This is a genomic window from Alitiscatomonas aceti (genome assembly GCF_025567195.1).
Taxonomy (GTDB): domain Bacteria; phylum Bacillota; class Clostridia; order Lachnospirales; family Lachnospiraceae; genus Alitiscatomonas; species Alitiscatomonas aceti.
The window spans coordinates 34721-50806 of record NZ_JAOQJF010000010.1; the positions used below are offsets into that span (position 1 = coordinate 34721).

At 53.8% G+C, this 16086-nt stretch carries 17 protein-coding genes; all 17 read left to right on the forward strand.

Translation table 11 applies throughout. The features are described from left to right. Nucleotides 1–12 precede the first annotated feature (12 nt). Nucleotides 13–852: a YwqG family protein gene (locus tag OCV69_RS06895; RefSeq protein WP_154042050.1), complete on the forward strand. Its 840-nt coding sequence runs from the start codon at nt 13–15 to the stop codon at nt 850–852. Between the two features lie 4 nt (nt 853–856). Further along, complete coding sequence (locus OCV69_RS06900; RefSeq protein WP_154042049.1) at nt 857–1861, forward strand: DKNYY domain-containing protein; 1005 nt, start codon at nt 857–859, stop codon at nt 1859–1861. A gap of 16 nt (nt 1862–1877) precedes the next feature. Then, complete coding sequence (locus OCV69_RS06905) at nt 1878–2423, forward strand: hypothetical protein (protein WP_006877301.1); 546 nt, start codon at nt 1878–1880, stop codon at nt 2421–2423. Nucleotides 2424–2439: 16 nt separating this feature from the next. Beyond that, nucleotides 2440–2766 carry a DUF5713 family protein gene (locus OCV69_RS06910; protein WP_006877302.1) on the forward strand — a complete coding sequence of 109 codons (327 nt, stop codon included), beginning with the start codon at nt 2440–2442 and terminating at the stop codon, nt 2764–2766. A 221-nt stretch (nt 2767–2987) separates the two neighbouring features. Continuing rightward, on the forward strand, nt 2988–3719 hold the full coding sequence (locus OCV69_RS06915; protein WP_330601408.1) for a DUF4241 domain-containing protein: 732 nt from the start codon (nt 2988–2990) through the stop codon (nt 3717–3719). A gap of 11 nt (nt 3720–3730) precedes the next feature. Continuing rightward, on the forward strand, nt 3731–4690 hold the full coding sequence (locus OCV69_RS06920; RefSeq protein ID WP_006877304.1) for an NTF2 fold immunity protein: 960 nt from the start codon (nt 3731–3733) through the stop codon (nt 4688–4690). A gap of 8 nt (nt 4691–4698) precedes the next feature. Beyond that, nucleotides 4699–4956, forward strand: a complete 258-nt coding sequence (locus OCV69_RS06925) for a hypothetical protein (protein ID WP_154042048.1) — start codon at nt 4699–4701, stop codon at nt 4954–4956. Continuing rightward, the gene (locus tag OCV69_RS06930; protein ID WP_154042047.1) at nt 4953–5552 is read left to right on the forward strand and encodes a zinc ribbon domain-containing protein; all 600 of its coding nucleotides are present in this window, start codon (nt 4953–4955) and stop codon (nt 5550–5552) included. Before OCV69_RS06925 ends, OCV69_RS06930 begins: the two co-directional genes overlap by 4 nt. A 2-nt stretch (nt 5553–5554) precedes the next feature. After that, the gene (locus OCV69_RS06935) at nt 5555–5800 is read left to right on the forward strand and encodes a hypothetical protein (RefSeq protein WP_003524798.1); all 246 of its coding nucleotides are present in this window, start codon (nt 5555–5557) and stop codon (nt 5798–5800) included. Between the two features lie 10 nt (nt 5801–5810). Then, nucleotides 5811–6251 carry an Imm51 family immunity protein gene (locus OCV69_RS06940; RefSeq protein WP_003524800.1) on the forward strand — a complete coding sequence of 147 codons (441 nt, stop codon included), beginning with the start codon at nt 5811–5813 and terminating at the stop codon, nt 6249–6251. After that, nucleotides 6248–6511 carry a hypothetical protein gene (locus OCV69_RS06945; protein WP_003524806.1) on the forward strand — a complete coding sequence of 88 codons (264 nt, stop codon included), beginning with the start codon at nt 6248–6250 and terminating at the stop codon, nt 6509–6511. Before OCV69_RS06940 ends, OCV69_RS06945 begins: the two co-directional genes overlap by 4 nt. A gap of 10 nt (nt 6512–6521) precedes the next feature. Continuing rightward, nucleotides 6522–6836: a DUF6881 domain-containing protein gene (locus OCV69_RS06950; RefSeq protein WP_138311824.1), complete on the forward strand. Its 315-nt coding sequence runs from the start codon at nt 6522–6524 to the stop codon at nt 6834–6836. After that, nucleotides 6836–7246 carry a DUF6966 domain-containing protein gene (locus OCV69_RS06955; RefSeq protein WP_003524810.1) on the forward strand — a complete coding sequence of 137 codons (411 nt, stop codon included), beginning with the start codon at nt 6836–6838 and terminating at the stop codon, nt 7244–7246. Before OCV69_RS06950 ends, OCV69_RS06955 begins: the two co-directional genes overlap by 1 nt. Before the next feature lie 109 nt (nt 7247–7355). Continuing rightward, complete coding sequence (locus OCV69_RS06960; RefSeq protein ID WP_257332803.1) at nt 7356–7718, forward strand: SMI1/KNR4 family protein; 363 nt, start codon at nt 7356–7358, stop codon at nt 7716–7718. Between the two features lie 9 nt (nt 7719–7727). Then, the gene (locus tag OCV69_RS17180; RefSeq protein ID WP_003524814.1) at nt 7728–9365 is read left to right on the forward strand and encodes a hypothetical protein; all 1638 of its coding nucleotides are present in this window, start codon (nt 7728–7730) and stop codon (nt 9363–9365) included. A 42-nt stretch (nt 9366–9407) separates the two neighbouring features. Beyond that, nucleotides 9408–9878: a DUF4259 domain-containing protein gene (locus OCV69_RS06970; protein WP_119979909.1), complete on the forward strand. Its 471-nt coding sequence runs from the start codon at nt 9408–9410 to the stop codon at nt 9876–9878. A 3-nt stretch (nt 9879–9881) separates the two neighbouring features. Continuing rightward, nucleotides 9882–16079, forward strand: coding sequence for an immunity protein Imm33 domain-containing protein (locus OCV69_RS06975; RefSeq protein WP_158358437.1), 6198 nt, complete (start codon nt 9882–9884; stop codon nt 16077–16079). The last annotated feature ends 7 nt before the right edge of the window (nt 16080–16086 follow it).

Consider the following 16086-nt stretch of genomic DNA (forward strand, 5'->3'; position numbering starts at 1 on the left):
GAGGAACTGATTATGAACATGAAAGAAAAACTGGAGTCGTTGGGCAGAAACAGCATTCAGCTGAAAATTGCCAGAAAAGAAACATACAAGCTGGGCGCTACCCGCTTCGGCGGAAAGCCGGATGTGCCCCCGGACTTCGTTTGGCCTACTTATGAGGGCGAGAGCTATGACCATGTGGTAAAAGATCGTCCTCTCACTTTCCTGGCCCAGTTCAACTGTGAGGAGCTGGCCCAGTTTGACAAAGAGCATCTTCTGCCCGATCACGGTCTGCTGTCCTTCTTCTATGAAACGGATACCCAGTGCTGGGGCTATGACCCCAAGGATAAGGGTTGCGCCCGCGTCTATTGGTTTGAGGATCTTTCGGCGCTGTCCGCAGCAAACTTTCCTGCGGATATGGAGGAAGATTTCAAGTTTCCTATGGTCAAAATCAAGATGGACTCAAAATACTCCTATCCTTCCTGGCAGGATTTCAGCGAGATGTTCCCCGATGAGAAAGACTACGATGCCTTTGATCTTGTATGGAACGAGCTGACCGACGAAACCCCGGAGAACCGCTCCCAGCTGCTGGGCTGGCCCGATGTGATCCAGAACAGTATGTTTGCCGAATGTGATTTGGTGACCCAGGGCTACTATCTGGGCAATGGTTGGGTTAAGATTCCAAAGGAGGTCCGTCAGCAGGCGGAAGAAACGGCCAGAGACCGATGGATGCTGCTGTTCCAGCTGGATACCGTGGAGCTTGGCGACTTTGAGCTGATGTTCGGAGACTGCGGGCACATCTATTTCTACATTACCAAAGAGGATCTGGCAGCCCGCCGCTTCGACCGGATCTGGCTGATCCTCCAGTGCTATTAAAACTATGAAACAGGACTTTCCGATTTGGCGCAGTCAAATATTGCAGAATCCGCGGGACATTTCACCGCTGAAATTCGGAATGTCACAGGATGAGGTCATAGAAATCTTTGGCAAGCCCGATGCCGTTTCCACCATGAGGAGCGGCGGGAAACCTTTGATCCTCAAATACCATGACATTGAACTGCATTTCGATAGAAAGGCTCCTCATGGACTCTACTTAATTTACAGCGACAATGAGATCGAGTTGAGCGTCACAGCCGAGCACGAAGAAACGCTGCAACCAATCGCCAACACAGAGCCGGTGGACAACGAATTTTTCCTTCGGGATGGAGCGGTCTATTTCTCCGGCCTATATGAAAACGGTCTGCTCAAAGGTGTTGCGCCCAAAGACTTCTGCTGCTGGCATTACTGGGGTAAGTCCTCTGCGGCCTGCTTTCTCGGCGGGATTCGCCTTCGTGGAGCAGACCCGGCATCGTTTCGGGTGTTAAACTATGCCTACGCCATGGACAAAACAGCCGTCTACACCACCAGCGGAAGAATCCCAGATGTAGAGCTGGCAGCCTTCCAGGTATTAGACAACGGCCAGAACGATTCGGGTGCGCCCCAGGGATATGCAAAGGACGGCCGGCAGGTCTACTTCCACAACGGGGACGGCAAGGTGAAGATCATCAAGGGTGCGGAAGTTTCCTCTTTCCGCTCGTTGGGCGATACCTATTTTGCCAGAGATGAGAAGCGGATCTATGCCTACGGCAAGCAGCTTTCCAAAGCAGAGCTGACTTCCTGGGAACTGCTTGGGCACTGGTATTCCCGCGATGCCAAGCGGGTGTACTACCTCAACCGAGAGATCAAGGGCGCGGATCGGGACAGTTTTACAGTTTGCACTCCTGTGGACGCGGCTCCACTTGTCGATCATCTGGCCCGCGACAAAGACCATTTTTACCAAAATGATGAGATAATGGAAGAAACGCTGTGGCTGGAACAGCTGCGCAAAATGACCCAAGAACCGTAAACGGAGGAAAACGGCTATGGACTATTTGAAGATATTGCATGAAAACCCTGATTTGGCGGATGAATTTGATTCGCTGTTTGACTTCTTCCTGCTGGATGAGTTATCCCCGCGGGATGAGGCGGACGGCCGAGCAACCTTCACACTGCCCGGCATGGCTTTTGCCAGAGATGGCTCCGGCGGAGAATACCATCTGCTGGAAGATGGCTCCATTGGATATTACAGCAGCGAAGGGGAGGCAGGCCGTCTGGCCGAGAGCATGGACGATCTCTTTTCCCTGCTTGTGAATTGTATCTGCTGGCACGACTGCTGTGACGCAAAGCAGTATGTGGATTCCAAGACATTGGAGGAGTATGGGCAGAGACATCGCAACTGTAACTTGGAAGATATGGATATGGACAGCTTGCGGCGGGTGTCTGATGCGCTCGGCATCCCTACCGGTGAGCCGCTGGCTCCGGTTCTGGAGCGGTTCCGCAAAGCAACCCAGCGTGAGCCTGTGTATCAGTGTATATTCCACGAGGACGACGGAAGCCTGACCGAATCATACGGTTTGATGTTTGAATGAGAAAGGAGCAATCACGATGAAAGCATTTGACCCCAATTATAAACTGCTGGACGAGATGTATCAGGACGATTACTATCCTGCTTCTCTGGTGGACAAGGTCAAGGACGAGCTTCAGAAGGTCATCGACCTGCTGGAGAACGGCGAAACCGACCCCGAAGTGGTACAGGAAACGCTGGACGAGGCGGTCTGCGGCATCAATGATCTCCAGGAGGAGTTTGACGAGAACGACAGCGAGATCGAAACGGTGGCACGGGAATGCATTGCGGCAACTGTGGCCTACATTCTGGAGTGGTTCAACATCCCCATCGACACCGAGGAGGCTATCCGGGAACGGGACTGGTGAGCCCTATGACAGAAAAAGAACTGGCCGTTTGTGATGAGTGCGGCAGCCTGTTTTTCAAAGGCTCCTCACAGATGATGGGGCTGTGCCCGGAATGTGCCCATATTCTTTATGGCTACCCGAATTGTGACCATCATTTTCAGGATGGCCGGTGTGTGAACTGCTATTGGGATGGCTCAAAGAGTGTGTACATCAAGAAACAAAATCAACAGGAGGAAACTGATATGCCTACAACTGAATGGCTGAACAAATACGAAGCAATCAAGAACAAACTGACCTGTAAAGATGACTTGGAGGCCCATTTCACAGAGAAAGTGATTGGGAACATGGCGGTGGATGTACTGGACATCGGTGCCGTCCATTTCCCCACCGGGCAGATCTTCGCCTGCGATCCGCTGGTGGAGCTGGAGGACACTCTGCCGTTTATGCAGACCATCCCCGCCGGGACTTACCCCGTAAAGATCTGTGTGGTGCCCAGCGAACAATACGGCGACCGCTATGCCTGCGTCAAGGTGGAGGTTTCTCAGGAAAAGCCTGTCCGCTATGAGCTGGGCATGGTGGGCAACGAGGATCTGGACGAGGAATTGGGCGAGGACGAGTATTTTGGCTTTGGCGTAGACGCTGGAATGGGCTGTGTTGCGGACATCCAGACCCAGGCGGCCTTCAAGACCTACTGGGCCAAGCGGCTGGAGGAGGACCCGGACATCGACCCCTACAACGACCTGTTCTGCGATCTCCTGGAGGAAAACGCCAAAGCCCACCCCAAATATCAGGGAGACTGCGGCGACTGGCTCAACTGGACGGTGCCGGACACGGACTGCAATCTGCCCATCTTTGCCTCTGGCTGGGGTGACGGTTACTATCCCGTCTACTTCGGCTATGACGCAAAGGGCGAAGTCTGCGCCGTGTATGTGCGCTTCATCGACATTGAAGCCAGTTACAAAGAGCAGGAATAAGGAGGCGCGCTATGGAATTACCAAAACGGGCGCGGACAGTGAACTGGGAGAGCGGTGTCCTGACCTTAGACGGAGAAAAGCAGTTTGAAGTCCCGGAACTGACCGTAGAGATCATGGAGCAGCTGGCCGGTTACACCCTGGTGGGCTTCCATGTGAAAAGCTATCCGGTGACGGATGAACTGCTTGCCCCTTTTGCCGGACATAAAAGCATGGCCAACTTCGGCGTGGAGGACGGTGCGCTCACTGACGCCTGTTTCCCCGTTTTTTCCGCTATGCCCAAGCTGCGTTATCTGCTGCTGGACGGTAACGCCGCCATCCACGGCAGCAGTCTGTCCGCTCTGCAAGGCTGCAAGCTGGACCTTCTGACGCTCAACCGTACCGGGCTGGATGATGCCGGTCTGCTCCAGGCGGCCTCCATCTCCAAGCTCTCCCACATCCAGATCGACCATACCGCCGTTACCTATGAGGGCCTGCTGGCCATCGCTGGCAACAACCGTATCGAGCCAGTGGCCCATGTGCAATTCACCCAGGAGCAGATGGAACACTTCTTCCAGCTCCAGCGGGAAAAGGCCAAAAAGCCCGTCCAGCTGGATGAGCAGGCGGCGGCGGAATGCCGCAGGGTGCTGTCCGCTTTCTTTGCCGAGATGACGCAGTGGGAGCAGTACATGGAGCAGGCCGGGTTTGAAGGTGCTGAGGCAGTGCCCCGTCTGCTGACGATCTGGGAGAAATATGTGAGCGAAAAGCCCCGTCCGGGCTATCGACCTCTGGGCCTCTCATACAGCGCCCAGGGCACCTACAACGGGGAAGAATTCCTTGACGCAGAGCAGATCACCAAAAACAAGCTCTACATCTACACCAGGGAGAAAAACACCGGCTTTGACCGCCGCTTTCTTATGAAGCGTGTGGGCGAAGGCTGGAAGATTGATGCGGTGCAGGAGCGGCTGAACGGCTGGCAGCGCACGGAAGTGTGAGGCATCACATGGCTTGGGAATATGAAACCTTTGGCCCGGACGGTCAATGCAAATTGTTCGGTGTGAACATCTTTGACTACAACTGGCAAACCACCGGCAAGCGAGTAAAAGTCAAAGACCCGATCTATCACCAAGACCATACCTTCGAGGTCTGGCAGGTAGAGATTGACGGACAGATCCACCGCTTTGCCGCCGGAGAGTTCTCCAACTGCGTGTGGGGATTTTATTTAGAGAAAGACGGAAGAGAGGAGCGTGTGGGCGCATGAGCCGAATTGTCGATAAACCCTACTTTACATACAGTGCATACAACGCCCTGACCTCCGGCATTCAGGTGAAATGCCCCAAGTGCCACGGCGCGGGTGTGGTGACAGCGGATGAGGATAACGTCTATTTCCGCTGTTTGAGTTGCGGCCATCAGGAGACCCGCGACCGGACGATCTACCGCTATGATGTCCATAACCAGTGCAAAAACTGCGGCAGATACTATCGGGTGGATATTGAAGATGAGGCAAAGCAGCAGTTTTCCGTTCTCCATGTGGCCTGTCCCTATTGTGGAACAACCATGTCAGGAGAAGTTCATAAAACAGCGGAGGCGTTTTCATATATTGGCGAAATCAGGGATGGACGAGAACCTTATTTCAGGTTGGAACTATGGTTTTTGACCTCCTTCCAGGGTAAGTCGGTCTGGGCACTCAACCGGGAACATCTTGCCTATTTGATCGGCTATCTCAGCGCCGACCTGCGGGAAAAGCCGCTGGGAAGAGCGAAAATGACCCAGGCTGACCATCTCCCCACCTTCATGAAAACCGCAAAGAACCGGGAGCGGATCGTGAAGCTGCTGAGGCAAATGCAGGAGGAATGAGGATGGAACAGGAAGTTATTTTCAACGGCCAAATTCTTACCCTGACTCGGTTTTGGGCAACAGGAGAACCTTGCCTGTGGATTACCGACCCGGAGCAGATCGGGATGCCTAAAATGGAATTTGTGGGAGGCCACCCGGACGAATATTGCATTTTCCTGAAAAATCTGACGGAAACAGAGCTGGCACAGATCACATCTCTGGACGGTGCTCCACTGGATGTAAAAGAAGAACGAAACGACATCGAATGAGGAGAACACTATGAAAGACCTTTGCCAATACGGAAACCGACCGGAGGACGAATGGGAAATCTTGCCCTGGATACCAGACCCGCGCCCGCCCTTCAAAATTTGGGCGAAGCCGGAGCAGATCGCGCCATTCTTTCTCATTCCCCACCACCCCTATGCGATCTCCCTTCTGCTGAAAATCAGTGACGGATTCCGGACAGAGGAATTCCGACGGCTGGGACTGATCGGCAGCAGCGAGGATTGGGAGCGGCTTGTCCGGGGCGTGATCCAGGAGTTCGAGGAAAACAACAGCGGCGTGGATCTGTTTCACTTCGACTCCGACGAAGATGTGTTCTGCGTGTACTCCCAATACATCGATGACCTGATGCTGCTGTCCAAAATGATCCGGGCGGCCTGTGACAATGAAAAAACGATGGGGATGTATCTGAACATGAGCGAGGTTGCGAAAGCATGAAAGAGTTGACCACTCAAACAGGGATTATAGTAAAATGCAGTAAAACGGCCATTGAATTTTTCCAAAATGCTCAATCAGTGGATTTCTTCTCTGCACTGGAGATTCCGAAGGAATTCCAAGACATAGCGGTTGAGTTTTATGATTTGATTCTGGAAAACGACCATCCTACAGCTTTGCTGGGCTGTCGCGGCAATTATGATATTGCGGTACAGATAGATGAAGTAACCGGCACCATGACGGGGTGGCATTGGTTCAAATGAGGGAAATGGAATGATCGAGTACATCAAACTCTTTTGGGAGGGCGCACCGGAGGGAGAACCGTCGGTGATCCTCTATGAAGTGGATACAGGAAATGAGCGGCTGGCTCTCCGCTCCATTGACATCTTTATGGACGGTCACACCCACAACATACCTGACCTTTACGAAGACGCTATCGAGATCACGCCGATCCCCACCGTAGATGAACTGAACGCTCATGTCTGGGGCGAGGAATTCCACGCCTGCGTCATAGAGAAAGCGGAATTTGAGGCCATCTGGGAAAGCCACACCTATGATGGAGCGTTAAAAGAATCAGGAGGGTTCTGATGAAACAGACAGATATTTATACCGAAGCTCTGACCTGTCTGCGCTCCATCCTTCTGGCAGACCATCCAGAATTTCAAAACTGGATCGACTGGCTGGAGAGGGATATTCAGGACTGGACCCAGCGCCGTGAGGTTGCCCACCATCTTCGGGCATACGGCGGCATGGGCTCGTTCAATGACCTGCCCAGTATGCGTGGAAATCATGACTATATTTTCGGCTTTCTCAAGTCCGTGTGCTATGCCTTCGGCCATCTTTATGGCAAACGGGAAGGCATTTCTCCGGAGGCACTGATGGAGGAGTGCCTGCACGATGTAGAGCAGGCAGCCTATCACCCCCATAAGCCACTGAACCAAGCCATTGCCCAGCACTTGATGCAGGGCGATTTACAGGAAAACCTGGATGCTCTGTGAGGGAAATACAATGCATGACATGAATTTGGAAAAAAACCGCAGTAAAATTCAAACTGCTTATAAAGTAAGCCCCTTCACAAAGGGTACCTGCCCAGAACCGGAGGATGCTGTGAAACGATTTGAAAGCAGGTATACTCCCATCCCCGCAGAGTACCGCTGGCTACTTTTGAACTTCGGCGGCTGCTATTTGGCGGAGCCGTGGATCTTCACACTGAAAGAGTTGGAAGAAGCCTACCCGATTTTTCAAGAGGCTTATGAGGATTACATGAGCGAATATGACCACGGTTCCGCCTTTCCAATCGGAGGATTGGGTGACGGGAGTATCGTATTTATCGACTTGGAGAGCGGCAGAGTCCGGGGCTATAACTGTGACTATGCCGATCTGGAGGAGATTGCCGAGAATTTTTCCAGCCTGCTCCTGGATCTTGTGGAACAGGCATTGGAACTGGGAAAACTATGCAGAGAATTGTGAGGTAAGCGTATGGCAAAGGACATCAGGGAGTGCCTGCTGGAGCAGGTAGGAAAATTTCATCAGTGGCAGGAAATCACTTATCCCGGAAAAACCACCGAGGAGATCGGCGGTGCATGGGAGGTCGATTACCCTGCGTGGAATGATATATTTGATGCCTTTTGCCATGTGTTGACCCAAATGGATGCAGAAACAGCAGACAGCGTCCTACTGGATGAGATGGTCTATCTGATCGCCAGGGACAACGAAGCGGAGGGGTTTATACAGGAGACCACTTCCCATCCCCAATGGTTCGAGCGCCTCTGCCGCAGGGCCGCAGCCTCCAATGAGAGTGAGGCCAAGTGGCAGTTTGCCGCATATCTGTCAGAATGTCCGTGCAGCCAGGAAGTCAAAGACATGATCCTGGACTTCGCAAAGGACCCCAATGAATATGTAAGCCGGCGGGCACTTTTGGCGATGCCCGCTCTGCGTCCTGACTGTGTGGAGCAGTTCGCTCCGCTGTTCTGGGAGCGCAACTGTTACTCTCCTGAACTTCCGGAATACCAGCGGATCGCCGTTCTGGTCTCACTGGACGCCATCCATTCCGACCTGCTTCCACAATACTTGGAACGGGCCAAGCAGGATGGTCGGAGCTATCTGCTGGAACACGCAAAACGAATCGAAGGAGGACTTGCCATGAACGAAAAACTGTCCCGTCCCCAATTCAATCAAATGGATACAACCGAGAAGCAAACGCTGATGGAAAGCTTGGCTGATCGTTATGATATGACCTTTCTCGGTCTACATACTTTTGACCGCTGGGGCCAGAGTTGCACCACCGGCATCTTCGAGAAAGATGGTCGGGAGTTCGTCTTTGTCCCCGGCGATACCGTCACCCTGGGCTGGGAGCAGTTTGCCGTGGGACTGAATCAGGAGAGCCGGGAGGAATTGGAGTATCTGTTCCGAGAATGGGAAATGGAGCGGGACCCGGAGGAGATGATTCGGGAAAGCATGGCTCCTGTTCGGCAGGCGGCCATTGGACCCATGTTGGTGGGCCGGGAGCTGGAGGAACTCTGCTGGGAGCCGGTCAAGATGGACGATCCCAGGCTGACTGCCCACCCTGACTGGCTGAAGGAATTCCGTGATTTTGCCTGGAGTGACAGCAGCAGTCTTACCTTGCATCAGTCGGCCCGCATTGAGCGGACGGAAAAGGGCTTTCAGATCTGTATCTATAACCGCACAGACTACGATGCGCTTCTTGCCATGCTGCAAAAACAGGGCTTCTCCCTGCCCACGGCGGACGAGTGGGCCTACCTGTGTGGCGGTGGGTGTCGGACCCTGTTTCCATGGGGAGATGGGTTAGACTACTCCATGCGTCTGCACTGGTTTGAGGACATGGATGAGGATGAGAACCGGCCCTATGACATGGAGGAACCCAACTTCTTCGGCCTGTCCATCGCCTATGATCCCTATATGCGGGAAGTGGTGCAGGCTGATAGACTTACCACCTGCGGCGGTGACGGCGGATGCAATATCTGCGGTGGGCTGGGCCCATTTCTCGGTTTCCTACCCTGTTCGCCCCACTGTAAGCCGGAAGTGCAGGAGGACAATGAACTAAACGGAGATTATGACTTTTATCGGCCTATCATTCGGCTGGAGAACTATGATTGACAATAGAAGCTTGATACAAAATAAAGAAAGAGAGGTGCCGACATGGGAGCATGGGGCATAAAAGCATTAGAGCGTGACGAAGGGCTGGATGTACTGGACATCCTCAAAAATGAATATGTACCGGAGCATCCGGTAATGGATCTGGGCGAGATGATCGAACTGATGAAAGAGGAAGTCATGCTGGGATCTGACTTCTCACAAATCGACTTCCTCTTTGACAATACTGCGATGGCTCTGGCAGAGCTGTATTTCCAATGGAAGGATAACAGCAAACTGGACTACGATCATGAAGAAGCTATATGGGATAAAGTCACCGGTTTCACAGCATCCAAAGAAGCCCTTGCTTTCCTGCTGCGGCAGCTCACCGACATCAAAAATGAGGTGCCGGACGAGGACGGCATCCGTGAGATTGTGGATCTTTGGAAGAACGAGGACAGCGGTGAGATCGCTCCTGCGTGGTTGGAACACTTGAATCAGCTCATTGATCGACTGGATTCAGAACAGGAGGCGTGACAGATGTATATCAAAAAATATTGGGGCAACTTTATTGGCGGTTCCGATGACAGTCTGAACCTTGTGGCATTTTTAGAGGATCAGAAAAAGGAGGAGATCCCCCTCAGCGAGATTTTCGCCAAGATCGGTCTGGACAAGCAGAACTGGGACTTTCGCCAAACCGTGGAGTACCTGGAGTTTACACATTCCGATGGCGTGGAAATGGACTTCCACTTCGCCATTGATGTGGTCACCGACCTGGCCGCCATCCTGCTGGAGTGCAGCGTCAGTGGCAGTGTAAACCTTCAGGATCTGGACGAGTACAACACCCCCATCCGCCGTATCCGCATCACTGCTACGCCAGAGGAGCATGACGCAATGAACAAGTCCCTGGCGGATTTTGCCCAGAACCCGCTGGAATACGACATCAGCGAGATGATGGGCGAGGATGAGATCACAGATATGGCTTATCAGGTGGAGATGCTGCGGAAAGAGCTGTACGAAGCCTCCGGCCGTAATCGGAACTACCATGTAAAGGCGGAAGATGTAAAACATCTGCTCCCTGACTGGGAGGGTGCCGATGGCTGTATCGCCACCAACCGTATCACGGTGGAGGGCTACAAGGTCGGCTACTGTTACCGGGAGAAGCCGGACGGCGGCTGGGACAGTGGCTGGCGCTTCACCGCTGGTGACGAGAGTGAGGCGTACATGGACGATCCCAACAACGCCGGGATCTACAAACTGAATACGATCTGCAACGACGATCCCGACATCATTCCTCTGCTGAACACCCCCGCCCCCTGCGCCTTTGAGCGGGATGAGAACGGCGTGTTCCAGCAGATCAAAAACTGGAAACCGGACGAGGACGAGGAGGACCCGGATATGGATATTTTGAAGCAGTGCCAGAAGTGGCATGAGGAGAGCAAACAACATAAAATTATTGATGCGCTGGAGGCCATCCCCGCCGAGGAGCGTACCCCTGAGATGGACAGCGAGTTAGCCCGTGCCTATAACAATCTGGCAGACCCACATAAGCCAACTTGCAAAGAAATGCTCAAAAAGGCCCTCGCTCTGCTAAAGCCCCATGAGGAATACTTCGAGGACGACTATTACTGGAACTTCCGCATGGGTTACTCCTACTTTTATCTGGATCAGGAGGGCCGGGCTCTGCGATATTTTGAAAAGGCATTGGAAGCCCGCCCTGGTGACGATGACACCAAAGAGTTTATCGAACGGTGCAAGAAGGGTATTTCTCTGCCGCAGTTCTGGGAGTGCTTCCGGGAGCGGACGGAATCTGCATGGAAGGACTTTGCCCAGCAGGAGGCCCAACTGCGCCAGATGATGGACGAGGACAAGGATCACACCCGCGGCGCCGAACTCGTAGCCCAAATGCAGGAAACCCTGAATCTGGTCTTTGACGAGATTTCCTTCGAGATGGGCTTCAATGGCGAGAAGTATGAGCTGATCCTCACCCCGGAGGGCGACAAGGTCAAGCTGTTTGAGCTGGTCTACTTCCAGAAACACGCCCCCAAGGAGGTGCTGGAGCAGTGGAACATCCTTGTGGGCCGTCAGCCCCTCCAAAACATCGGACTGCGCACCGACGATGGCTGGGACATCTCCGGGGAGGATGTGCAGATCTGGCTGGAGGAGCAGGGTGAAAACAGCTTCGCCATCTCCGCCTACTGTGAAAAGCTGCTGCCTATGCTCCGGGAGGAGGAAGGCCGGGCCTGGTGGATGCTCACTACCCTCACCGACCAAGTGCTGGGCGAGATCCCCCACATGAGATACATAGACAGCTTTGATGTGCTGGAAAAGCCCAAGGCAGAGCCGTCCTTCCTCCTGTCCCAGCTGCCCGACAAACTGCGGGAGCAGGGCCTGGAGCTCTCCACCGACCCGGAAGCCTATTTGGAGAGCTACCTTGGTTACAAAATGGAACCCAAACAGGACCCGGACGCCGATTGGCGGTTGGATACCATGTTGGGCTCCACTTGCTGTGTGCCGCTCATCAACGGCTATCTGAATGCCGACAATGATTTTATGGACGATCTTCACGCCGATGGCGCAGTAGCGGGCTTCTTCTGCTATCCTCTGGACACCTTGCGGGAGGAGGAAGGAACGGAGAAAATCTTCGATTTCCGGGACAAGTTGGAGGAATTGTTCACCACCGGCAACGGCCCGGAAGTGCTCACTCTCACCGGCGGGGCCACCGGCCTCTACTGCGGCTATGTGGACTTCATCGCCTGGGACATCCGGACGGCGCTGAACATGGCGAAAGAGTTCTTTGAAGGCACGGACATCCCATGGGCCATCTTCCACACCTTCCGCCGTGAAGCAGGTTCTGTACCCCTAAAGCAACAAGATGATGGGACAGAAACTGAGAATCAGGATGACGAGTTGGATGAAACGCTTACTGGCATGGACTATATTCCTTATACCCAACAGAACGCCGAAGCATTCTTCGCTCAGCTGGAGCAGTGGAACGACGAGGACGAGTACACCCGCTGCATCCAGGCACTGAATGCCATCCCGGAGGACTGGCGGAACTACCGCATTGCCTACGCCATGGCACGAGCACTGGAGAACTACGCCATCATTGGGGACCATGACGAAGGCACTTTGAAATCCAAGGGAGACAAAGCCCTCCTGAGGGCCATTGAGGTGCTGGAGTCCGTCCGGGAGGAAGGCCAGGACAAGGCGGAGTGGAATATGCGGATGGCCTACGGCTATCAGTATCTCTACGGCCAGGAGGAAAAAGCCATTCCCTACGCCCAGCGTTGGGCGGAGCTGGACCCCGAGGACGAAAATGCCCCGGCAGTAATTCGGGAGTGTAAGGCGGAGATCCGGAAACGCCAGCGCAGCTGGAAGAAGAAGGCCAAATTCGTGCCCGGTGATACCCCATTTGAGGGCTTCGACCTCACCAACTTCTGGGATGATAATTGGTATGCACTGAAAGAATATGTCAGTGAGCCGCCTTCCGATGAGCTGATCGCCAGCGTGGAGGAGGAACTGGGCTACAAGCTGCCCGCCGCCTACATCTGGCTGATGAAGCAGCACAACGGCGGCATTCCGGTGAACACCTGCTATCCCTGCGATGAACCTACCTGCTGGGCAGATGACCATGTGGCCATCACCGGCATTTTCGGCATCGGACGAGAAAAGAGCTGCTCCCTCTGCGGAGAGCTGGGCAGCCAGTTTATGATCGATGAGTGGGAGTATCCTGCCATCGGTGTGGCCATCTGTGACTGTCCAAGCGCCGGACACGATATGATTTTCCTGGACTACCGAGCTTGCGGTCCCCAGGGAGATCCTGCGGTAGTCCATGTGGATCAGGAAAATGACTATAAAATTACCCATCTGGCAGATAGCTTTGAGGAATTTATCCGCGGACTGGAGCATGAATCCCTCTATGATCCGGATGAAGATGCAGAGGATCTTGAGGATGACGCCGACGAGGAGGAAACCGACCATAAGGGTTCCTTTGCCGGATCTGTGCTCCTCTCCAAAGCAGAGTGGGACAAGGAGCAGTTGATCCGAGATCTGCGGGAAGAATGGGGCATCGTGGACGATGAGCCGGCTGAGGGCGACGAAGATGTTGAGAACAGCGATGACGCTGTGGTAATGCGGGTCGGCAATATGATGCTGATCGTGACACTATTCCACGGTCACATCCCTGACAATGAAGCAGAGATCAACGCCGAAAACAACTATATGTGGCCAGAGGCCGTAGAAGTGGCCACAGCGCACAAGGCCCATATCATGGTGGCTGTGTTGGGCGAGGAGGAAAAACTGCTGGAACGAGGTAAGCTGTTCACCAAGGCGATGGCAGTGTGCTGCAAGCAGAAATACGCCACCGGTGTCTACACCAGCGGCGTGGTATTTGAGCCTCGTTTCTATGAGGGCCTTGCCGATATGCTCAAAAAGGACGAACTGCCCATCTTCAACTGGGTTTGGTTCGGCCTGTACCGGAGCGAGGGGGGCCTAAACGGCTACACCTACGGCATGGATGTGTTTGGCAAGGAGGAAATGGAGGTGTTGAACACCGACGCTGAGCCGGAGGAACTACGGGACTTTTTGGCAAGTCTTGCCTCCTATGTGCTGGCGTGTGATGTGACGCTGCAAGACGGCGAGACCATCGGTTTTTCTGCGGACGATAAGCACACCATCACCCGCAGCCCCGGTGTCTCTCTGCCAGAGGAACAGATGACCCTGAAGATCGGTTACGAGCCTATAAAGGGAGATCCGGAGGATGACAGCTGCGACCACTCAGACAATGATGACACACAGGATGAGGAAGAATTCAGTAATCCCGAAGTCTACACAGAGGAGGAGATGGAGGCCGTCGAGGGTCACATTGAGCAGTATTTCGGTAAGGTCGAGAATGTGTTCCACGAGTTGGTCTCCCCGGACATCCATGTGGACATCTGCATCGTGCCGCCCACTGAGGAGCGGGACTATTATACCCTGGTCACCATGGGTATGGGTGCTCACCGGATGAATGTGCCGGAGGAACTGGCGGAATACAAGCTGGAGCGGGCGGAGCTGGCCATTGCCCTGCCTGCGGACTGGAAGCTGGATCAGGAGTCCATGAAAGACGAAAAGTGGTACTGGCCCATCCGCCTGCTGAAATCCTTGGCTCGTCTGCCCATCAACTGTGACAGCTGGTTGGGGCATGGTCATACAGTGGAAAACCGGGAACCATTTGCAGACAACACCAAACTGTGTACTGCTACCCTGATCGGTCCCCAGGGTACGGAGGATGGCAGCGAGGTCTGCACTCTGCCGGGCGGCGAGGAGGTCAACTTCTATCAGGTCATTCCGCTTTATGAGGACGAGTTGGACTATAAACTGGAACATGATGTAGACGCTCTGCTGGACAAGATGGCGGGGATCAGCTTTGTGGTGAACCCCACCCGCCAGGATGCAATCACCCGTGGCACCCTTTCCAATGATGATTTTGACGGTGAGATGGACGATGCTTCCTATCATATCGAGAGCATTGAGGAGAAGGAACTGCCTATTGACCCCATCAATGCTTATAACCATATGGCCATCTACCTGCGCTGGTGTATGGAGCACGACCTGATGGGCGAGGACTTCCTGAAAGAATACAGCGAAGTGGCCAAACAGGTCAAAGATGATTCTGCCAGTGTGGATCTGAGGGAGTTTATCCGGGATGAGCTGGACGGCTGTCTGTTCTCTGTGCTGTTCAATCAGCAAGGCCGTGCATTTGCAGGCTATTACTACGGAGAGGGCGACAGCCCCTACTATCCTGCCGATGTTGACGACAACGCCCTCCGCTTCTTCGGCCCGGGGCGGTATCACTCTGATGAGTTCCAGGATGAAGCCTACCTGTTCATCCCCTTTGACGAGGACTACTATCAGGCTATGGCAGAGGTGATCGAAGAACGCTTTGAAAACTGGCAGGGACAGGACTTCGACGAGGACACGCTGGAGCCTTCCGAGGTGGCTCATGCCATCATGGAGTATCTGGACTGCGAGTGTACCTATTTCCCGACCATGGCAGATGATGACCCCATCATGTCAGCATACAGCTACGCCCAGCGGCTGGGGGTACGGGAAGGCTTTGTTCCCGTGCTTATCCAGGCGGATGATGAAACGCTGTTGGAGTGTTTGGTAATGAACGCCGATCCGGAGCATGATGCGGACTTCTATGAATTTGACCTCAAAACGGTAACGGAGTACCGGAAGAAGATGCTCTCCGCTCCCGTCAAGGACGGAAAGGCGGTTTTGGAGGAATTGACCGGCCAGCGCAAGGAAGAAGCCGAGGACGATGATCTGGACTGGGAGGAGGAAGTCCTGGGCGAGATGGAGGGCGGAGAACCCAATGACCGCTTCGCAAACTATTGGAACGATGATACCGGAATGACATATCCGCTCATTCTGGCTAAAATTCCGGTAAAGAACCCCTGGGAGATCTTCGCCTACCTGCCCTTTGGAAATTGGAATGAGTGTCCGGACACACCGGACCTGATGGCAGTGGCGAAATACTGGTTCGAGCAACATGGTGCCATTCCTGCCGCCATGAGCCACGATGAATTGGAGTTTGAACTTCCAACTCCAATCTCCAAGGAAAGAGCTATGGAGGTGGCTGTGGAGCAATATGGTTTCTGCCCAGATCTGGATCAGAATGAGGATGGAAGCATTGGCTCCTTGGCAGATGTCCTGTGGCAGTCCACCGTCTGGTATTTCTGGTGGGATTGATGGGAGG